We start from the raw sequence: 18,932 nt of genomic DNA on the forward strand, positions 1-18,932 counted from the left end.
CGGACACGCGGTGATGTCGGTGGCGCGGATTAGTCTGCCGACATGACGACCACTCAACTCCAGCCCATGCCCGGCGACTGGCGGCGTGCCCTCGCGGTCGTGGCCCACCCCGACGACCTCGATTACGGCTGCTCGGCGGCGATCGCGGCCTGGACCGACGAGGGCCGCGAGGTCGCCTATGTGCTGGCGACCCGGGGCGAGGCGGGCATCGACACCCTGGAGCCCGAGCGGTGCGGTCCGCTGCGGGAGCGCGAGCAGCGGGCGAGCGCGGCGGTGGTCGGCGTGTCGGTCGTGGAGTTCCTCGACCACAAGGACGGTGTCATCGAGTACGGCACCACCCTGCGCCGCGACATCGCCGCCGCGATCCGCCGGCACCGGCCCGAGCTGGTCATCACCCTCAACCACCGGGACACCTGGGGCGGCGTCGCCTGGAACACCCCGGACCACGTGGCGGTCGGCCGGGCCACGCTCGACGCGACCGGCGACGCCGGCAACCGGTGGATCTTCCCGGAGCTCACCGAGCAGGGGCTTCAGCCGTGGGACGGCGTGCGCTGGGTCGCCGTCGCCGGTTCCAGCACCCCTACGCACGCCGTCGACGCGACGCCCGGGATGGAACGGGCGGTGCGCTCCCTGCTGGAACACCGCACCTATATCGAGGTGTTGACCAGCGAGGACCCGGAGGCGTACGTGCGCGGCTTCCTGACGCGGCACGCCGAGACGACGGGCGAGCGGTTCGGGGGCAGGCCGGCGGTGGCGTTCGAGCTGTTCAGCAGATGACGGGGGAGACCATGACAGGCAGCGAGGAACTGGCCGGCCGGTTCGAGGAGCACCGCGGGCACTTGAAGGCGGTCGCGTACCGCATGCTCGGCTCGCTGGCCGAGGCCGAGGACGCCGTCCAGGAGGCCTGGCTGAGGCTCGGCCGCGCCGAGGCGGACGACATCCGCAACCTCGGCGGCTGGCTCACCACCGTGACCGGCCGCGTGTGCCTGGACCTGCTGCGCTCGCGCACCGCACGCCGCGAGGAACCGATGGGCGATGCCTTCGTCCCGGACCCCGTGCTCCGGCCCCTGGAGCACCTCGACCCGGCGGAGGAGGTGCTCCAGGCCGACTCCGTGGGTCTGGCCCTGCTCGTCGTCCTGGAGAACCTGGAGCCCGCCGAGCGGCTCGCGTTCGTGCTGCACGACATGTTCGCCGTGCCGTTCGACGACATCGCGCCGATCGTGGAGCGCAGCCCGGCCGCGACCCGGCAGCTGGCGAGCCGCGCCCGGCGCCGGGTGCGCGGCGCCACCCCGGCGGCGGAGCCGGACCTCGGCCGGCAGAAGGAGGTCCTCGACGCCTTCCTGGCCGCCTCGCGCGCCGGGGACTTCGAGGCGCTGCTCGCGCTGCTGCACCCGGATGTGGTGCTGCGGGCCGACTCGGGCGCCCTGGTGCGCGGCGCGGCCGCGTCCAAGGCCGTCCAGGGGGCGAAGACGGTGGCGGAGCAGGCGCTCATGTTCGCCCGGTTCGCGCAGTCCGCGGAGCTGGTGCTGGTCAACGGCTCGGTCGGCGTCGTCAACGCGCCCGGGGGACGCGTGCAGTCGGTCATGGGCGTCACGATCGCCGACGGCCGGATCACCGGCATGTACATCCTGGCCGACCCCGAGCGGCTGGAGCGTCTGGGGGCGCCACCGCATCATCGGTGAGTTGTCGTTTCGTATGCTGAACGCCATGCGAGATCACCAGGCCGCGCGGGCGGAACTGCGCGGCGACTGCGAGCGGTGCTTCGGGCTGTGCTGCGTCGCCCTGCCGTTCGCGGCCTCGGCCGACTTCGCCGTCGACAAGGACGCCGGCACGCCCTGCCGCAACCTGCAGGGCGACCACCGCTGCGGCATCCACGCCCGGCTGCGGCAGAAGGGGTTCACCGGCTGCACGGTCTACGACTGCTTCGGTGCCGGCCAGCGGGTCTCGCAGATCACCTTCGGCGGTCAGGACTGGAGGTCCGGGCCGCTGGAGCACGCCCGCCGCATGTTCGACGTCTTCCCGGTCGTACGCCAGTTGCACGAGCTGCTCTGGTACCTGACCGAGGCGCTCGCCCTGCCCGCCGCCCGTCCCGTCCACGCCGAGCTGCGGGGGTCCCTGGAGAAGACCGAGGAGCTGACCCGGCTGGCCCCCGAGGAGCTCGCCGCGCTGGACGTGGCGGCGCACCGTCAGGAGGTCAACGTCCTGCTGCTGCGGACGAGCGAGCTGGCCCGGGCCGGCACCAAGGGCCGTAAGAAGAACCGCCGGGGCGCGGACCTCATGGGCGCCCGACTCAAGGGAGCCGACCTGCGCGGCGCCGACCTGCGCGGCGCCTACCTCATCGCCGCCGACCTCACGGGCGCGGACCTGCGGGGCGCGGACCTGATCGGTGCCGACCTGCGCGACACGGACCTCACCGACGCCGACCTGACCGGGGCGTTCTTCCTCACCCAGCCGCAGCTGAACGCGGCCCGGGGGAGTGCCGGGACCCGGCTGCCCGCGTCAGTCTCCCGGCCCGGGCACTGGACAGCGCAGGTCTGAGGCCGGCTCCCGCACCGGCGTCCGGCGCTCCGGGTGCAGCCGCAGTCCCTCCGGCATCAGCGTCAGCCGCTCCGTCACGCGCAGCCGGTACGCCGGGTCGGGCCGCAGCTCGTAGCGGCGCAGCAGCAGGCCGAGCACCAGCGTCGCCTCGTGCAGGGCGAACTGGCGCCCGATGCAGGCCCGCGCCCCGGTCCCGAACGGCTTGAAGCTGTGCGGGGCCCGGTTCCGCACGGCCTGCGCGTCGAAGCGGTCCGGGTCGAACCGCTCGGCGTCCGCGCCCCACACCTCGGGGTCCCGGTGCAGCATCGGCGTCAGCACCAGCGCCCACGCCCCGCGCCGCATGGGATGCTCCCCGGCCAGCACGGTGTCCTCCCGCGCCTCCCGCGCGAAGGCGGGCGCGGTGGGCCACAGCCGCAGCGACTCGTCCAGCACCCGGCGGACGTAGCGCAGCCTGGCCACCTGCTCGTAGGCGGGTACCGCCGCGTCGCCCCACACCCGGTCCACCTCGGCGCGGGCCCGGGCCGCGACCTCGGGGTGGCGGGAGAGGTAGTGCAGTGCGAAGGAGAGCGCGCCGGACGTCGTCTCGTGGCCGGCGACGAGGAAGGTGATGACCTGACGGCGGACGTTCTGCGGCTCCAGCCGCTCCCCGGTCTCGGGGTGGGCCGTCTCCAGCATCCGGTCGAGCAGGTCCCCGTCCCCGCGGCCGGAGGCGCGCCGGGCGCGGACCAGCTCGTCGACCGTGCGGTTGAGGTGGGCGATGTCGGCCGCGTTGCGGCGGCTCGCGCTGCGCAGCAGCAGCGGAGCCAGCGGGAAGGGCACCGTGTTGAGCCGCTGCGCGTACGTCAGCGTGCCGACCATCGCGGTCACGAAGGGATGCGGCCGGGAACGTTCGAACGACCCGAAGTCGTGCCCGAAGCCGGTGCGCGCGATCGTCTCCAGCGTCAGTTTGGTCATGTCGCCGGGCACGTCCACCGCCCGGCCCGTCGCCGCCGCCCGGTCCCAGTGCTCCGTCAGCTGCCCCGCGACGGCCAGCATCATCGGGTGGTAACCGGCCATCGCCTCGCGGCTGAACCCCGGGGCGAGCACGTCGTGGGCCAACTGCCAGTTCGGCTCGTGGTTGTACGCCGTGAACAGGCCGTCCCCGGCGACCGGCCGCAGGTTCGCTATGCCCAGCCCCACGTGCTTGGCGAACCGCGACTCGTCCGCGAGGTCGGCCGCGTGCCGGGCGCCCCACACGAACACGAACTCCTTGCCGAAGGCCTTGCGGCGGAAGACCGGACCCAGCCGGCGGGCGTACCGCAGCGAGTCCTGGAGGGGGGTGCTCCGGTTCACGCCCACCACGTCACCGAGCAGCGGGATCCGGTGCGGCGGATGGGGAATGCGGTCAAGTTCCGGCCAGCCCAGCTCGGCACTCCGGAACCCCTGGGGCAGCCCGTCCCGTTTCGGCGCCTGCGGCATGACGCGATCTCCCTTGATCCAACGGCGCGTTCGCACGTGTTGTACATGGGTTCAATAGCGCGGTTCAGTGTGGTCCCGTTGTTGAACCGGCGTCAAGTAAAGTGCGGGCATGGCCGCGAACCAGAGCGGGCGCACGCGCCGCCGGCTCAGCACCGAGGAGCGCCGGGAGCAGCTTCTGTCGGTCGGGGCGCGGCTGTTCTCGGAGAGTCCGTACGACGACGTGTGGATCGAGCAGGTCGCCGAGATCGCCGGGGTGTCGCGCGGGCTGCTGTACCACTACTTCCCGACCAAGCGGGACTTCTTCGCGGCGGTCGTCGAGCGCGAGAGCGAGCGGATGCTGCGCATGACGGCGGCGGTGCCCGGCGTGCCGGTGCGCGAGCAGCTCGCGGGCGGCCTCGACACGTTCCTGGAGTACGTCCGGACCCACGCCCACGGCTACCGCGCCTTCCACCGCGCCGACGCGGCCGGGGACCAGGCGGTGCGGCGGGTCTACCAGCGGGCGCTGGCCGCGCAGGAGCGGCAGATCCTCGCGGGCCTGGCCGCGGACCCCGAGTTCGGCCCGGCCTGTGAAGAGCGGCCGGAGGTGCGGCTCGCGGTGCGCGGCTGGCTGGCGTTCACCACGTCCGTCTGCCTGGAGTGGCTGCGCGGCACGGAGTTGAGCCGGGATCAGGTGCGTGAGCTGTGCGCGCGCGCCCTGCTGGGCGTCCTCACTCCCTGAAAGGCCTCGTAAAGATCACGTGACGTGGTTGGCGCACGCCCCGATTTTCGGTAGGTTAGGCAAGGCTTACCTAAGGAGGTCTGGGATGGGTGACGACAGCCACGGCTGGACGGCGGCCCCCGCCGCCGCGGAGCGGGCGCGCTCGGTGCTCGCTGCCGCGTGGTCCTGCTCGGTGACCGCGGAAGGCACGCGGGAGGAACTGGCCGGCGCGCACACGGTGACCGAGGACGGCCGGGTGCTGGTGGACGTGCCCGGGGACAGCGCCCTGCTCGCGGCCGCGATCTGCGCGCCCCGCGGCGAGCCGTCCGCGGTGCTGGAGTTCGCCGACGTGGCGCCCGTCCCCGTGCGCGACCGGATCCGCGCCCGGCTGTGGCTCGCGGGCTGGTTCACCGTCGAGGAGGAGGGCCGGCTGGCCTTCCGGGCCACGCGCGTGGTGCTGCGCCAGCCGTCCGGGGCGGTGGTCGTGGACCTCGACGACTTCGCCGCCGCGACGCCCGACCCGCTCGGCGCGGCCGAGGCCCGGCTGCTGACGCACCTCGCCGACTGCCACGCGGACGCGGTCGAGCGGCTCACCCGGCTCGTCGCCGCCGACAGCCTGCACGGCGCGGTCCGCGTCCAGCCCCTCGCCGTCGACCGGCACGGACTGACGCTGCGCATCGAACGCACCCGCGCCCACGGCGACGTACGCCTCGCGTTCCACGCGCCCGCCGACGACGTCGGGCAGCTCACCGAGCGCATGCACGTCCTGCTCGGCCAGGCGACCGCCGCGTCCTGCCCGCGGGCCCTACAGCGGCAGCGCGCAGACGGCGACCGGTGACGGAAACGGTTCGGCGGTGCGCCGCAGCGCGCCGCTCGCCTCGTCCACGCGGAAGACCGTCACCGTGCCGGACTTCTGGTTCGCCGCGAACAGCAGCGTGCCCTCCGGCGAGAGGGCGATCTGGCGCGGGAAGTCCCCGCCCACCGGCACGGTGTCCAGCAGCCTGAGCCGGGCGCCGTCCGCCTCGACGGCGTAGCGCGTGAGGCTGTTGTGCCCACGGTTGGCGAGAAAGGCGTAACGGCCGTTCGGGGTCACCAGGATCTGCGCCGGGTAGTTGGTGCCGGAACCCGTGCCCGTGGACTGCGCCTCGCCGACCGTGACGCGGCCGGAGGCGGGGTCGTACGAGCAGACCGCCACCGTGTTGTCGACCTCGTCGGCGAGATAGGCGTACCGGCCGCCGGGGTGGAACGTCAGGTGGCGCGGGCCGGCGCCCGGCCGGGTCTGCGCCTGGGCGACCTCGGTGAGCGTCCCGGCCTTCTCGTCGAGCCGGTACGAGTAGACGGTGTCCGTGCCCAGGTCCACGGCGAGCACGTGCCCGCCGTCGGGGCTGGTGAAGATCTGGTGGGCGTGCGGACCCTCCTGGCCCGGCCCCGGCGCCGGACGGGAGTGCCGGACGAGGTCGGTCCGCTCGCCGAGGGCGCCCGAGGTGTCGATGGGATGCACCGCCACGCTGCCCGAGCCGTAGTTCGCACTGAACAGCCAGCGCCCGCCCGGATGCACCGACAGATGGCAGGGGGCCGCGCCGCCGGTGCTACGGCTGCCCAGGACCTTCCGGTCGGACAGCCGGACGGCCGTCACTGCGCCGTCCTCGCGCTCGTTCACCGCGTACAGCGTGCGGTGGTCCGGGTGGATCGCGAGGTACGACGGGTCGCCGACGCCGGTGAGCGTGCCCGTGCCGCTGATCCGGCCCGTCGCCGCGTCGTACGTGGCCAGGCCGATGCCCTTGCCGCCGCCCTCGACGGAGGTGTACGTCCCGATGTAGAGCGGGCGCGGGCCGGACGGGCGACGGGCCTCGCGGGAGGGGCTCACGCTCGCCTCGGGGGTTGTCGGGCTCGTCGGGCCCGCAGGCGCGGGCGCGTCGTCACAGGCGGGCAGCCCTGCCGCGGCGGCTCCGCCCGCCAGTGCGCCGACGAACCGGCGTCTGCTCCAGCCACCACTGCCCATGTCGCCCCTCAGGTCGTCACTCGTCCCCGTCGCGACAGCCACCTTGGCGTGGTTCACCCACCGCGTGCAACAACGGCACCGAGCGTTGCGCGCCGTGCAACCCGCTCCAGGTGGTCAATCAGCGAAAACGCCCGCCGACCCCCGTACGGTCCCGCCACATCTGCTCCTGAACGCCGAGGCGCTCCCGCAGCCGCGTCAGACGCGGCATCCGCACGCGCTGCTCCCGCGACACACGGTCCAGTTCCTCGAACAGGCGCCGGGTGCGGTGCTCGGTGTCGAGCTCGTCGAGGATCCGGTTGACCTCCGTCAGGACGGCGCCGAGCAACTGCCAGTGCTCCGTCTCGCGCTCGGCCTCCTCGCGCAGCAGCAGGGCCAGCTTGTCGCGGGTGCCCGCCGCGGTGCGCAGTTCCGCGGTGAGACGTTCCTCCGCCGACTCGGCGCTCGCACTGAGATGGGTGGTCACCAGCACCGCGAAACTCACCACGGCGTCGGCGATCTCGGACATCAGTTGCTCCAGCGCGGCGCCCGTCTCGGCCTCGAACAGCGGCTCCGGCTCGCGCTCCTTCGCGAGGTCGGTGAAGGAGCGCGCGAGCACCCGCAGGACGACCGTGCAGATCTCCAGCGTGTCCAGGCCGGTGCGCAGCACCACTCGGTGCAGCAGGCCCTCCCGCACGCGCGGGTTGAGCCGCAGGCTGTCCTCCGCCTGCCGGAGCGCCGCGTCGACCTCGACGATGTCGTGGTCCAGGCGCCGCGCCTCGTGCAGCCGCTCCGCCGCGCGGTGCGGGGGCGTGCCGCCGACGGCCTCCTCGCCCATGCGCAGCATCAGCTGCCGCAGCCGGCGCGCCAGCCCCTCGATCGACTCTCCCGCCTCCTCCACCCACACCGGCGGAGCCAGCAGCAGATTGCAGCCGAGCCCGACGACCGCGCCGATCAGCGTCTCCACCACCCGGGCCCAGGCGGTGTCCCCGACGGTCGTGACCCCGAGCACCAGCATCGCGCTGATCGCGACCTCGGGTACGTACTCCTCCACCCGGACCAGCCGGCCCACGGCCAGCGACGCCACGAGGAGCAGCGCCAGGCTCCACCAGGTCAGGCCCACCAGAAGGCTGAACGCGATCGCGACGAGGACGCCGGTCACCACGGCGTTCACCCGCCGGAAGCCGTTGGTGAGCGTGGCGTACAGGGTCACCTGGACGACCAGCAGCGCCGTCAGGGGAGCGGTGAGCGGTGCCGGCTCGGGGCTCAGCCGCAGCGCGATGACGTACGCGATCGTCGCCGCGGTCGCGGACCGCAGCGTCTGGACGACCACCGGGTCCCGGCGCTTGTGCAGGATCCGCCTGGCGTGCGCCGTCCACTCACGTACCTCTCGCATCCTCGGGCTGTTCCCCTTCCCCTGGCGCATCGAACGCGTTCATGAAGGACGTTAGCGCCGAGGGAAACCACGGGCGACCGAGGGCCTCAGGCGTACACCTTGTCGAGGAAGGCGGCCAGATGGCCCCGGGTCCGCTCGATCTGCTCCTGAACGGTGAGGCTCTCGTCGAAGCGGGTCCCGTTCTCCGGCACCTTCTTCCCGCGCAGGTAGAGCGAGCAGGCGAGGTCGGTGCACATGTACGCCCCGACGGAGTTGCCCTCGCGTCCGGCCGCTCCCGCCTTCCGTGCGGTCATCAGCGACACACCGCCCCGGGGGTGCGTCGTCAGGCACAGCGAACACATGCTGCGCTGCAGGAAGCCCCGCTGCGCGGCCTGGAACCGCATCGCCAGCCCGACGAGCCGCCCCTCGCGCTCGGTGACCAGATAACTCCGGTCTGGCGCCCCGGGATCCCGCCACCCGAGAAAGTCGAGATCGTCCCAGGGTCGTTCGGCGAGGTCCCGGGGGACGGTCAGACGCTTGGCCTCTCCCTTGGAGCAGTTGACAAACGAGTTGCGGATGTCCGGTTCGGTGAGTGATCTCATGGGAGGGCTCCTGGTCGTCGTACTGAAACCTAGGGGTCCTAGGTTTCGTGTCAGGTTAGAAGCAACGGCGAAGGGGAGCCAGTGGATTTTCCTGAGGTCGCGTCGGTTCGGGCCCGGGCGGCGCTGCGCCATGTGGCGGGCGGCTCGTCGGGGCCCGCCGTCGATCCGGACGTGCGGATCACGCTGAACTTCCATCCGGACCGGTCGGCGGGCGAGGTGCCCGTCCTCGTGGCGCTCGGCCGGGACGGCGCCTACCACTCGCAGTTCGTCACCGGCACCAGCAACGGCGGCCTCACGGCCCGTCCCGGCGGTGACCGGTGGCGCTGGGAGAGCCGGATCTTCGGCGGGGCGTACGACGAGGCGGCCGCTCACGAGCGGCCCGTGTACGGCGCCCTGAACTTCCGCAGGCAGGTGGTCGGCGCGGCGCCGCGCTTCGGCTCCTCGCACTTCCGGCTGCGCGCCGGCGCCCTGAACCGCGCCACGTTCTGCTACCCCGACAGCGCCGCGGAGCCGACCGACTTCGGCGTGGCGACCGGCATGTCGCTCATCGCGCTGGCGGAGGCGGACGAGCGGGACGCCCTCGACGACTACATCGAGGCGCACGTGCACGGCGGCGTCGACCTGGCCCGGGACGTGGACGCACTGGTGCTGGACGCCTGCTACCGCGGCACACCGGTCGAGGCCGCGGCCCGGCGGCTGCCCTGCCCCGTCGAGTGGCACCCCGGCTACCGGATCACGGTGGCCGGACTGCGGCGCAACGCCGACTACCGCGGCCGGGAGTACGCCGAACTGGGCGCCCGGATCGCCCGGGACGGCCTGGTCGACCCGCGGGCCATCGGCGACGCCGCCCGGACGGGTCGGTACGGACTTCAGGACCTGAAGAAGGTGTGGCACACCCTCGCCCGCTTCGGCGCGCCGGAGGGAGCGGGCACGGCCTACTCCGCGGAGGTTGCCTGCGGCGGCCAGACCCCCGGTGCGAGCACCCCCAGCGCATAGGCCCGGGCCACCAGTTGGGTGCGGTTGGCGGCGTGCCAGCGGGACGACAGGCGGCGCAGGTGGTAGGTGACGCCGTCGGTGGTGAGGCCGGTCTCGCGGGCTGCCCGGGCCGTGGTGGCGCCGGCGGCCAGCAGGGCCAGGATGCGCGCCTCCATGGGGGTGACCCGGGCCTGTCCGGCGGGCGGGGCGGGGGAGGGGGCGCGCTCGCCGTCCACGCGCAGCATCACCAGCAGCGCCGGCGTGTCCTCCACCGTGTCGCTCACCGGGTCCGCCGTCAACTCCCCGTACCGCTCCGCGCCGCCGGGTGCCCGCCAGCGCACCGACACCTGGTAGCGCGAGCGGTGCCGCAGGCGCAGTGCCTCGGCGATGCGCTCCACCTGCGTGGCCTCCCGCGGACTGAACAGGTCCAGTACGTCACGGCCGCGCAGCCGCCCCGGCGTCGTACCGCACTCCGCGGCCATCGCCGGATTGGCCAGCAGCACCGCGCCGTACACATCGCACACCGCGACCGGCATCGCGACCCGGTCGAAGAGGAGCAGGGCGCGGTTGCGCCATGTCACGGCCTCCTGCCGGGCCTGGTCCACGAGCTTCTCCTGCCACGTCCGGGCCGCCCCGCGCAAGAGCGACGCGTCTGCTTGTACTACACAATCATGCAGGGCCGCGGCACAGCCCGCAGGGTCCCGTGGATCACGCTGGATCGCAGTACTTCCGTACCGCGAAAGGCAGTTGTCGCGTCATGCGCCCCACCGCACAGACCCCCCGGCCCGCAGACGGCCTCCCCGGCGTCCCCGTCGCCGACATCTCCGGCACCGGACCCGGCGACGCGCCCGTCCAGCAGGCCATGGACCTGATGCGCGAGCACGGGCCGGTGTTCGTGCGGCGGCTGTACGGACGCGACACCCTGTTCGTGGGCGACCTGGACCTCGTGGCCGAACTCGCGGACGAGCAGCGGTTCGCCAAGCACATCGGACCCGGCCTGGAGAACGTCCGCGAGTTCGCCGCCGACGGCCTGTTCACCGCGTACAACGACGAGCCCAACTGGGCCAAGGCGCACGACATCCTCATGCCCGCCTTCGCGCTCGGCTCGATGCGGACCTACCACCCCGTGATGCTGAAGGTGGCCCGCCGGCTCATCGCGTCCTGGGACCGCGACGCCCGCGCCGGACGGCCCGTCGACGTGCCCGGCGACATGACCCGCATGACGCTCGACACCATCGGACTGGCCGGGTTCGGCTACGACTTCGGCTCCTTCGAGCGCTCCGAGCCGCACCCCTTCGTCGAGTCGATGGTCCGCTGCCTGGAGTGGAGCATGACCCGCCTCGCCCGCGTCCCGGGCCGGGACTACTCGGCGGCGGACGCGGCCTTCCGCGACGACTCCGCCTATCTCGCCCGGGTCGTCGACGACGTCATCGCCGCCCGCACCGGCACCGACCAGAGCCAGGCCGACGACCTGCTCGGCCTCATGCTCACCGCCGAGCACCCCGCCGACGGCACCACGCTCGACGCCGCCAACATCCGCAACCAGGTCATCACCTTCCTGATCGCCGGCCACGAGACCACCTCCGGCGCCATGTCCTTCGCCCTGTACTACCTCGCCAAGCACCCGACCGCGCTCCAGCTGGTGCAGCGCGAGGTCGACGAGCTGTGGGGCGACCGGGCAGACCCCGAACCGGGGTACGACGAGATCGGCCGGCTCACCTACACCCGCCAGGTCCTCAACGAGGCGCTCCGGCTGTGGCCCACGGCCGCCGTCTTCGCCCGGGAGGCCCGCGAGGACACGCTGCTCGGCGGCCGCGTCCCGCTGCGCGCCGGGCAGTCCGCCCTGGTGCTCACGCCGATGCTGCACCGCGGGCCCGTCTGGGGCGACAACCCCGAGCTGTTCGACCCGTCCCGCTTCACGGCCGAGGCGGAGGCCGAGCGCCCGGTTCACGCCTTCAAGCCGTTCGGCACCGGTGAGCGCGCCTGCATCGGACGGCAGTTCGCCCTGCACGAGGCGACCATGCTGCTGGCCATGCTCGTCCACCGCTACCGGCTGAGCGACCACGCCGACTACCGGCTCCACGTCAAGGAGACCCTCACCCTCAAGCCCGAGGGCTTCACCCTCACGCTCACCCCGCGCACGACCGCGGACCGTGTCCACGCGCCGCTGCCCGGCGCCGCCCCGGTCCAGGACTCCCGGTCGGCCGAACCGCAGGGCCTGCCCGCGCGCGTCCGTCCCGGCACCGCCGCCCTCTTCCTGCACGGAAGCAACTACGGCACCTGCCGCGACCTCGCGGCCCAACTCGCCGACGAGGCCGCCGCCGTCGGCTGCGAGACCCAGGTGGCGCCCCTGGACGCCCACGCGGGCGGCCTGCCCACCGACCGGCCCGTCGTCATCACGGCCGCCTCCTACAACGGCCGCCCCACCGACGACGCCACCGCCTTCACCGCCCGGCTGGAGGAGACCCACGACCTGTCCGGCGTGACGTACGCCGTCCTCGGCGTCGGCGACCGCAACTGGGCCGCGACCTACCAGCACGTCCCCACACGGATCGACGAGCGGCTCGCGGAATCCGGCGCCGCCCGGCTCCTCGACCGAGCCGCCGCCGACGCCTCCGGCGACCTCACCGGTACCGTCCGGGAGTTCACGGCGGCCCTCCGCGTCGCCCTGCTGGAGCGGTACGGCGACCCGGACGCCACGACCCCGGAGCCCGAGCCCACGGCCGCCTACGAGGTCCGCGCCCTGACCGGCGGCCCGCTGGACGCCCTCGCCGAGCGGCACGAGCTCGTCCCCATGCGGGTCACCGAGGCCCACGACCTCACCGCGCCCGGCTACGCGCGCCGCAAGCGGTTCCTCCGCATCGCGCTTCCGGACGGCGTCACCTACCGCACGGCCGACCACCTCGCCGTGCTGCCCGCCAACCACCCGGACCTCGTCACCCGCGCCGCCGCCGCGCTCGGCGCCGACCTCGACACGGTCCTGGACATCCGCGCCACGCGCCCGCGCCGCGACGCGATCGCCGTCGACCGCCCCGTGACGGTACGGCAGCTCCTCACCCACCACGTGGAGTTGCAGGAGCGCCCCAGCGCCGGGCAGCTGGCCGCGCTCGCCGCCGCCAACCCGTGCCCGCCGGAGCGCACCGCCCTGGCCGCCCTCACCGACGACCCGCGCACCCTCGTGGAGATCATCGAGGACCACCCGGCCCTGCGCGGCGCCCTGGCCTGGCCGCAGCTCCTCGACCTCCTCACCCCGCTGCGCCCCCGCCACTACTCCATCTCCTCCTCGCCCGCCGCCGACCCCCGTCACGTCGACCTGATGGTCTCGCTGCTGGAGGCGCCCTCGCGCTCCGGCAAGGGCCTGTACCGGGGCACAGGATCCGGCTACCTGGCCACCGTCGAACCCGGCGACACGGTGTACGCGCGCGTGCAGCCGTGCCGGGAGGCCTTCCGCATCGACGCCACCGGCGGATCCGCACCGATCGTCATGGTCTCGGCGGGCACCGGCCTCGCCCCGTTCCGCGGCGCCATCGCCGACCGTACGGCGGCCCTCGCGGCAGGCGCCGAACTCTCCCCGGCCGTCTGCTACTTCGGCTGCGACGCGCCCGACGCCGACTTCCTGCACGCCGACGAACTGCGCGCCGCCGAGACCGCCGGAGCCGTCTCGCTGCGCCCCGCCTTCAGCGAGGCCCCCGAGGGCGAGGTGCGGTTCGTGCAGCACCGCATCGCCGCCGAGGCCGAGGAGGTCTGGGCCCTGCTGGGCGCCGGAGCGCGGGTGTACGTCTGCGGTGACGGTTCGCGGATGGCGCCCGGGGTGCGGGAGGTGTTCCGTACCCTGTACCGCAAGCAGACGCCGGGCGCCGACGGGACGGCCGCCGAGCGGTGGCTCGACGGGCTGGTCGCGGACGGGCGTTACGTCGAGGACGTGTACGCGGCCGGCTGACCGAAGGCGAAGGGGAGGGGTGGGCACACGGTGGTGGACTCCTGGGAACGGGCCCGGCACATCCTGCAGGCGGCGGGCCTGGATCCGGGCCGCCTCGCCCACCTCGCCCCGCTGACCGGCGGCACGTACAACACCGTCGAGGAACTCCGCCTCACCGACGGCACCCGCTACGTGCTGAAGATCCCGCCCGCCGCGGCCACCCCCGGCCTCCGGCACGAGCGCCGGCTCCTCGTCTCGGAGGCCGAGTTCTACGACTCGGCCGCCGATGCCGGAGTCCCCGCACCGCGGCTGGTGTCCATGGGGGACGACTTCCTGCTGATGACGGCTTGCCCGGGCGACCCGTGGGACGGCACGCTCACCGACGCGGAACAGACCGCACTGCGCTCGGAGCTGGGACGCCAGACGGCCCGGCTGCACCGCGTGACGGGCACCGGCTTCGGCTATCCCTCCGGCGCCCTCGGCCCGCTCGCCCCCGACTGGCGGACCGCGTTCACGACGATGTTCGACGCCGTACTCGACGACGCCCGGCGCTACGGGGCGCGGCTGCCCCGCCCCGTCGACGCGGTGGCCCGTACCGCCCGGTACGCCTACGGCGCCCTCGACGAGGTCACCGTCCCGTGCCTCGTGCACTTCGACCTGTGGCGGGGCAACATCCTGGTCGACCGCTCGGGCGGCGACGCCCGCATCGGCGGCCTCATCGACGGGGAGCGCATGTTCTGGGGCGACCCCCTGGCCGACTTCGTCTCCCTGGCGCTGCTGGGCGACATCAAGCGGGACGAGGCGTTCCTGGCGGGTTACCGGGAGGTGGGCGGCCGGGCCCGCTTCGACACCCCGGCCCGCCTCCGGCTGGCCCTGTACCGCGCCTACCTGTACCTGATCATGCTCACCGAGACGATTCCGCGCGAGGTCGGAGAGGAACACGAGCGCTGGGTGCAGGAGGCGGTCGCTCCGGAACTGCTCGCCGCTCTGGACGAGATCGAGGAGGCCTCCCGGTCCGTCAGTTAGCTCACATCATGAAATAAGGGGTGGAGGAATATCGCGCCGAGCCCGTCCCCGACGGTATGTTGCAGGTCGGACAGGGGGCCGGAAGGAGCCACATGGCGGGGCGGAACGGGCGCACGGTACGCGATCTCAGACGGGCCAACCGCACGGCCGTGCTGCAACGGCTCTACTTCGACGGGCCGCTCAGCCGCTTCGAGCTCGGCCCGGCGACCGGGCTGAGCTCCGGTTCCGTCAGCAACGTCGTCGCCGACCTGGTGGCCGACGGACTGGTCGAGGAGGCCGGCAGCGTCGACTCCGACGGGGGCCGCCCCCGCACCCTGCTGCGTGTCGCGCCCGGCAGTGGCCACATGATCGGCGTCGACGTCGGAGAGACCCGGGTGCGCGTCGAACTGTTCGACCTCACGCTCACCGAGCTCGCCCGCGCCGAGCACCCGCTCACGGCGCAGACGTACGAGGTCGAGGTCATCGTCGACCACATCCGCCACGGCATCGCCGAGGTGCTCGACACCGCCGGCCTCGCACCCGAGCGGCTCCTCGGCGTCGGCATCGGCGTCCCCGGCATCGTCGAACGCACCCCCGACCGCGGCACGCTCGTCCACGGGCAGACCATCGGCTGGGACACCGTCCCGCTCGAGGCCCTGCTCCGCACCGGCTCGCCCCTGCCGGACACCGTCCCGTACGTCATCGACAACGGAGCCAAGACGCTCGGCCAGGCCGAGATGTGGTTCGGTGCCGGACGCGGCGCCCGCAACGCCGTCGTGGTCCTCTTCGGCTCCGGCGTCGGCGCCAGCCTCGTCACCCCCGACGTGGAACAGGGCCGGGCGGTCGAATGGGGGCACCTGACCGTACGGGTCCGGGGCCGCCGCTGCCGGTGCGGTGCCCTCGGCTGCCTGGAGGCGTACGCGGGAGCCGAGTCACTCATCGCACGCTGGCGGGAGGAGGGCGGCCGGGTTCCGGACGGCATCGACGAGGAGGCCGCGCTCACCGCGATGCTCGCCGCGGCCCACCCGTCCGGCGACGGTCCGGCCGACCCGGTGGCGCTGGCCGTTCTGGAGGAGACCGCCGAGTACCTCGGCGCGGGCCTTTCCGACCTGATCAACCTCTTCCAGCCGGAGCGCATCCTCATCGGCGGCTGGGCGGGCCTGGCGCTCGGCTCCCGCTTCCTGCCCGCCGTACGCCGCCACGCCATGTCGTACGCGCTGCGCCACCCGGCCGAGAAGGTGACCATCGATCTGGGCCGGCTCGGGCCCGACGCTGTCACGGTCGGCGCCGCGATCCTGCCGCTCGCCGACTTCTTCGCGCGCGGCGGCCGGCACCCCGATCCGGCACCGGACGGTCCGCTCCCCGCCTGGCGCACGGCGCTTCAGGAGCGGGCACCGCGCTGAGGTTTCTCAGGTCACCGCGGAGGTACTCGCGTGGCGCCCGGACCAGTGAAGGGAGCACGCCGTGACCGACCACCGCCTCGAAGGACCCGGCGAGAACGGTGAGCCCGTGCCGCGGGACATGCCGGACCAGCAGGCAGACGCCGGCGAGGACCCGTGGGAGGTCGCCCCGCGCTTCACGGGCACCGGCGAGGACCGGAAGGACGACGGGAACGAGGCCGAGGACGGGGCCGGCGAACCCGCCGACGATGTCCCCGACACGGACGAAGCGGGGACGGGACGGCAGGGAGAACCGCGCTCGGGCACCGTCCACCCGGAGCACCCGGTGCCGGACGAGTCCTCCGCCTGAGCGCCGTTGAGCGCTCCGGCGGCGTGAGCGCCGATGGCCGCAGCCGACTGTGGGGGCCGGCTGCGGCCATCGGTCGTCCTGGTGGCCATGGGCTCTCCCGCGGGAGCACCTGTGGAGGACCTGCGGTCAGCCCACCTTGCGTCCCCGCATCGGTTCCGTACGTGCGCCCGCACCCTGCTGAAGACCCTTGAGGAACTCCTCCAGCACCTCCGTCGCCGTGTGCTCCGGCCGCCAGCCGAGTTCCGCACGCGCACGCGTGCAGTCCATCAGGGGCAGCCGCAGCACCGCGTCGAACAGGTGCGGGGAGGCGGGCAGCAGGTGCAGGCCCCAGGCGGCGGCGATCGCCGAACGGGCCGCGGTGCGCGGCAGCCGTACCGGGCGCGCACCGAGCATCTCACCCAGCACCTGCGCGTCGACCGACTGCTCGGCCGCCAGATTGAAGGCGCCCCTGGCGTCGGAGCGCACGGCCAGCCGGTACGCGTTCGCCGCGTCGTCCGTGTGCAGCGCCTGCACCCGCAGCCCCGGTATGTCGGGCAGGAAGGGCAGCAGCTCCGGGCGGGCCAGCGGGCCGGGCAGGAAACGCCCGCCGAAGATCCGGCGCTGCTCGCTCGCGGACTCCCGCTTGAAGAGGAAGGCGGGCCGCATCCGCACCACCCGCGTCTCGGGGTGGTCGCGCTCGAACGTGTCCAGCGCGCGCTCCAGATAGGCCTTCTCCCGGCAGTACGCGGCATCCGGCCAGCCGTGCGTCGGCCACGACTCGTCCACCGCCCGGTCCTTCGGGCCCGGCGAGTACGCGCCGACCGACGAGGCGTGCACCAGCGCCGGCACGCCCGCGGCGGCCACCGCCTCGAACACCCGCATGCTGCCGAGCACATTGGTGCGCCAGGTCGCCGCCGGGTCGTGCGTCGGCTGGAACGCCCAGGCCAGATGGACCACCGCGTCGGCGCCCTGGAACTGCTCGGCCAGATCGGACTCCTCGGACGCCAGATCGACCGCCGACCAGTCCGTCTTCGGCGGCGACCAATCGGGCAGCCGCCGGGCCAGGCCCAGCACGGAGGCGACCTCCGGATCCTCCGAGAGGAGGCGCACCACGCTGGTGCCCACGTTGCCGGTGGCGCCCGTGACGACGATCCTCATGCCTGTTCCGCTGCTCACCATGTGCTCCTCTCGGCCGCGACCGTCCTCGGCAGATGACCGAGTACCCGGGTCGCGCCGATCGCACGTGGGCAGAGGAAAGCCCCGGCCGGACGGGGGAATCACGGCCGGGGCGGCCCAAGGGGTGGGCACGGATGGCGGTCGCCTCTCGGCGAAGGGCTCCACAGGGCTTCAGCCGAACGATCGTCCCTGTGGGCGAATGGTGAGGCCCGGGGACACTGTCCCATCCGCACCCACGTGTTGTTCAACGGGGAACCACTTCTGGGTGTTCCGGCTCCGGACCTCTGTCGCGGTGATGTGTGTCACCGCTCCGCGTGCTCCGGGAGGATCTCGGCCCACAGGTTCTCGGCCTGGAGCAGCAGCGTGCCGAGCACCGCCGTGTGCTCGGCTCCCTGCCCGGCGTGCTCCCGCAGCCGTTCCTGCAACTGCCGGTGCAGCTCCCGCATCCTGTTCTCCTTCTCGTCGTCCCGGCGGCGGTCCACGCTGCCGTTGAGGAAGCGGTCGGCCTCCGTGTGGCAGGCGTCCCCGAGCAGGTCCAGCAGGTCCGCGTACGAGTGCAGGGCCGGGCCCTCGGGCGGGGCGGGCGTGCGCTTGTCGTCCACGGCCACCGCCAGCGCCCGGGTCAGGGTGGTGACCTGCCCGGTGACGCGGCCCAGGCGTTCGTCCTCGTCCGGTGGCGGCAGGGGCATGTGCGGAACGCGGTGGAGGGCGCGCAGCGGGCCGTAGGTCAGGCGCAGGCTCTCCTGGCTCCAGCGGCGCGCCGAGCGCAGCGCCTCCAGACGGCGGTCCAGCCGTGCCGAGGCGTTGAGCCAGCCGGCGGCGGTCTGCGCGTCCCAGTCGCCCTCGTGCAGGTCCGCGGCGACGGAGCGCAGGATGTCGCCCGATTCCCGGGCGAGGGTCGCCAGGTTCTCCCGGACGTCCCGCAGATGGATCGGCGGGAGGACGAGCGCGTTGACGGCGACGCCGATGACGGCGCCGAGCGCCGCCTGCCCCACCCGGTGCCCGACACCGGACATGCTCACGGTGCCCGCGGTGAGGGTGAACAGGGCCGTGGTCGCCGCGTAGATGCCCTGGTCGCCGAAGCGAGGCCAGTTCGACAGCAGCATCAGCACCGGGACGGACAGGGCGAGCGCGCCCGTCGTGTCGCCGGTGAGGGCCAGCGTCGCCGAGGCCAGCACGGTGCCGACGCAGATCGCCCCGAACTGGCGTGCGCCCTGCACCAGCGAGCTGAAGACGGTGGCCTGCACCAGCACCAGCGCGACCCACGGTGCCATCAGCGCCAGCGGGTCGCCCATCCAGACGCCGCCCACCAGCCAGGCGATCACCGCCGCCGCGGCGGCCTTCAGCGACTGGACGACCAGGTCCCGCTCCCGTCCGGGCCCGCGCCAGGCGGCCCGCACGGCCTCCACGGCCGTCCGCGCCTCCCGCCGCACGGCATCCAGTGGTCGCGTGGCGCGGGCCTCCTGCCCGAGCTCGCCCAT

General features: G+C 73.7%; 17 protein-coding genes. 10 read left to right on the forward strand and 7 right to left on the reverse strand.

The genetic code is table 11. The annotated features are described in order from the left end of the window. Positions 1-42 precede the first annotated feature (42 nt). Genes SCNRRL3882_RS37765 through SCNRRL3882_RS37775 form a run of 3 tightly spaced genes read left to right on the forward strand, consistent with a single transcriptional unit; the run spans position 43 to position 2,538 of the window. Positions 43-777: a PIG-L deacetylase family protein gene (locus tag SCNRRL3882_RS37765; protein ID WP_029181232.1), complete on the forward strand. Its 735-nt coding sequence runs from the start codon at positions 43-45 to the stop codon at positions 775-777. Positions 778-788: 11 nt separating this feature from the next. Then, positions 789-1,682 (forward strand): RNA polymerase sigma factor SigJ, encoded by an 894-nt coding sequence (gene sigJ, locus SCNRRL3882_RS37770; RefSeq protein WP_010040683.1) that lies wholly within the window; start codon positions 789-791, stop codon positions 1,680-1,682. 13 nt (positions 1,683-1,695) lie between these two features. Beyond that, the gene (locus SCNRRL3882_RS37775; protein ID WP_010040682.1) at positions 1,696-2,538 is read left to right on the forward strand and encodes a pentapeptide repeat-containing protein; all 843 of its coding nucleotides are present in this window, start codon (positions 1,696-1,698) and stop codon (positions 2,536-2,538) included. Here the strand turns inward: SCNRRL3882_RS37775 and SCNRRL3882_RS37780 are convergent. Next, positions 2,500-3,996, reverse strand: a complete 1,497-nt coding sequence (locus SCNRRL3882_RS37780; RefSeq protein ID WP_010040680.1) for a cytochrome P450 — start codon at positions 3,994-3,996, stop codon at positions 2,500-2,502. The two genes, SCNRRL3882_RS37775 and SCNRRL3882_RS37780, sit on opposite strands and share 39 nt — an antisense overlap. A gap of 109 nt (positions 3,997-4,105) precedes the next feature. On the opposite strand from SCNRRL3882_RS37780, the gene SCNRRL3882_RS37785 reads away from it, so the two are divergent. Together SCNRRL3882_RS37785 and SCNRRL3882_RS37790 are read left to right on the forward strand one after the other, a co-directional pair. Then, positions 4,106-4,714, forward strand: coding sequence for a TetR/AcrR family transcriptional regulator (locus SCNRRL3882_RS37785; RefSeq protein ID WP_010040678.1), 609 nt, complete (start codon positions 4,106-4,108; stop codon positions 4,712-4,714). Positions 4,715-4,799: 85 nt separating this feature from the next. Continuing rightward, positions 4,800-5,531 (forward strand): DUF2470 domain-containing protein, encoded by a 732-nt coding sequence (locus SCNRRL3882_RS37790; RefSeq protein ID WP_010040676.1) that lies wholly within the window; start codon positions 4,800-4,802, stop codon positions 5,529-5,531. Here SCNRRL3882_RS37790 and SCNRRL3882_RS37795 read toward each other — a convergent pair. The 3 genes from SCNRRL3882_RS37795 to SCNRRL3882_RS37805 form a co-directional block, all read right to left on the reverse strand. After that, complete coding sequence (locus SCNRRL3882_RS37795; protein WP_029181230.1) at positions 5,499-6,695, reverse strand: lactonase family protein; 1,197 nt, start codon at positions 6,693-6,695, stop codon at positions 5,499-5,501. The genes SCNRRL3882_RS37790 and SCNRRL3882_RS37795 overlap by 33 nt on opposite strands. 118 nt (positions 6,696-6,813) lie before the next feature. Next, positions 6,814-8,067: an FUSC family protein gene (locus tag SCNRRL3882_RS37800; RefSeq protein ID WP_010040671.1), complete on the reverse strand. Its 1,254-nt coding sequence runs from the start codon at positions 8,065-8,067 to the stop codon at positions 6,814-6,816. A gap of 86 nt (positions 8,068-8,153) precedes the next feature. Then, entirely contained in the window at positions 8,154-8,648 is a 495-nt protein-coding gene (locus tag SCNRRL3882_RS37805) for an FBP domain-containing protein (protein WP_010040670.1), read from the reverse strand. Between the two features lie 81 nt (positions 8,649-8,729). Between SCNRRL3882_RS37805 and SCNRRL3882_RS37810 the strand changes: the two genes are divergently transcribed. Then, a complete protein-coding gene (locus tag SCNRRL3882_RS37810) occupies positions 8,730-9,644 on the forward strand; it encodes a DUF3626 domain-containing protein (protein WP_040903310.1) in 915 nt (304 codons plus the stop codon). On the opposite strand, the gene SCNRRL3882_RS37815 is transcribed toward SCNRRL3882_RS37810, so the two are convergent. Then, the gene (locus tag SCNRRL3882_RS37815) at positions 9,584-10,228 is read right to left on the reverse strand and encodes a PAS domain S-box protein (RefSeq protein WP_010040664.1); all 645 of its coding nucleotides are present in this window, start codon (positions 10,226-10,228) and stop codon (positions 9,584-9,586) included. The two genes, SCNRRL3882_RS37810 and SCNRRL3882_RS37815, sit on opposite strands and share 61 nt — an antisense overlap. A gap of 152 nt (positions 10,229-10,380) precedes the next feature. Between SCNRRL3882_RS37815 and SCNRRL3882_RS37820 the strand changes: the two genes are divergently transcribed. The 4 genes from SCNRRL3882_RS37820 (at position 10,381) to SCNRRL3882_RS37835 (ending at position 16,296) form a co-directional block, all read left to right on the forward strand. Beyond that, a complete protein-coding gene (locus tag SCNRRL3882_RS37820; protein WP_010040662.1) occupies positions 10,381-13,563 on the forward strand; it encodes a cytochrome P450 in 3,183 nt (1,060 codons plus the stop codon). Positions 13,564-13,593: 30 nt separating this feature from the next. Continuing rightward, complete coding sequence (locus tag SCNRRL3882_RS37825) at positions 13,594-14,568, forward strand: phosphotransferase family protein (RefSeq protein ID WP_040903309.1); 975 nt, start codon at positions 13,594-13,596, stop codon at positions 14,566-14,568. A gap of 92 nt (positions 14,569-14,660) precedes the next feature. Continuing rightward, positions 14,661-15,950 (forward strand): ROK family transcriptional regulator, encoded by a 1,290-nt coding sequence (locus SCNRRL3882_RS37830; protein ID WP_010040658.1) that lies wholly within the window; start codon positions 14,661-14,663, stop codon positions 15,948-15,950. A gap of 61 nt (positions 15,951-16,011) precedes the next feature. Next, entirely contained in the window at positions 16,012-16,296 is a 285-nt protein-coding gene (locus SCNRRL3882_RS37835) for a hypothetical protein (protein WP_010040657.1), read from the forward strand. 126 nt (positions 16,297-16,422) lie between these two features. Here the strand turns inward: SCNRRL3882_RS37835 and SCNRRL3882_RS37840 are convergent, their stop codons facing one another. Beyond that, positions 16,423-17,451 (reverse strand): SDR family oxidoreductase, encoded by a 1,029-nt coding sequence (locus SCNRRL3882_RS37840; RefSeq protein WP_029181229.1) that lies wholly within the window; start codon positions 17,449-17,451, stop codon positions 16,423-16,425. Between the two features lie 302 nt (positions 17,452-17,753). Beyond that, complete coding sequence (locus SCNRRL3882_RS37845) at positions 17,754-18,932, reverse strand: FUSC family protein (protein ID WP_040903320.1); 1,179 nt, start codon at positions 18,930-18,932, stop codon at positions 17,754-17,756.

It is taken from the genome of Streptomyces chartreusis NRRL 3882 (genome assembly GCF_900236475.1).
In the GTDB taxonomy this organism is placed as follows: Bacteria; Actinomycetota; Actinomycetes; order Streptomycetales; family Streptomycetaceae; genus Streptomyces; species Streptomyces chartreusis_D.

Excerpts from the sequence above, each read along its gene's own strand:
- SCNRRL3882_RS37765 (WP_029181232.1), top strand. The coding sequence starts at position 43 with ATGACGACCACTCAACTCCAGCCCATGCCCGGCGACTGGCGGCGTGCC.
- sigJ (WP_010040683.1), top strand. The coding sequence starts at position 789 with ATGACAGGCAGCGAGGAACTGGCCGGCCGGTTCGAGGAGCACCGCGGG.
- SCNRRL3882_RS37775 (WP_010040682.1), top strand. The coding sequence starts at position 1,696 with ATGCTGAACGCCATGCGAGATCACCAGGCCGCGCGGGCGGAACTGCGC.
- SCNRRL3882_RS37780 (WP_010040680.1), bottom strand. The coding sequence starts at position 3,996 with ATGCCGCAGGCGCCGAAACGGGACGGGCTGCCCCAGGGGTTCCGGAGT.
- SCNRRL3882_RS37785 (WP_010040678.1), top strand. The coding sequence starts at position 4,106 with ATGGCCGCGAACCAGAGCGGGCGCACGCGCCGCCGGCTCAGCACCGAG.
- SCNRRL3882_RS37790 (WP_010040676.1), top strand. The coding sequence starts at position 4,800 with ATGGGTGACGACAGCCACGGCTGGACGGCGGCCCCCGCCGCCGCGGAG.
- SCNRRL3882_RS37795 (WP_029181230.1), bottom strand. The coding sequence starts at position 6,695 with ATGGGCAGTGGTGGCTGGAGCAGACGCCGGTTCGTCGGCGCACTGGCG.
- SCNRRL3882_RS37800 (WP_010040671.1), bottom strand. The coding sequence starts at position 8,067 with ATGCGAGAGGTACGTGAGTGGACGGCGCACGCCAGGCGGATCCTGCAC.
- SCNRRL3882_RS37805 (WP_010040670.1), bottom strand. The coding sequence starts at position 8,648 with ATGAGATCACTCACCGAACCGGACATCCGCAACTCGTTTGTCAACTGC.
- SCNRRL3882_RS37820 (WP_010040662.1), top strand. The coding sequence starts at position 10,381 with ATGCGCCCCACCGCACAGACCCCCCGGCCCGCAGACGGCCTCCCCGGC.
- SCNRRL3882_RS37830 (WP_010040658.1), top strand. The coding sequence starts at position 14,661 with ATGGCGGGGCGGAACGGGCGCACGGTACGCGATCTCAGACGGGCCAAC.
- SCNRRL3882_RS37845 (WP_040903320.1), bottom strand. The coding sequence starts at position 18,932 with ATGGGCGAGCTCGGGCAGGAGGCCCGCGCCACGCGACCACTGGATGCC.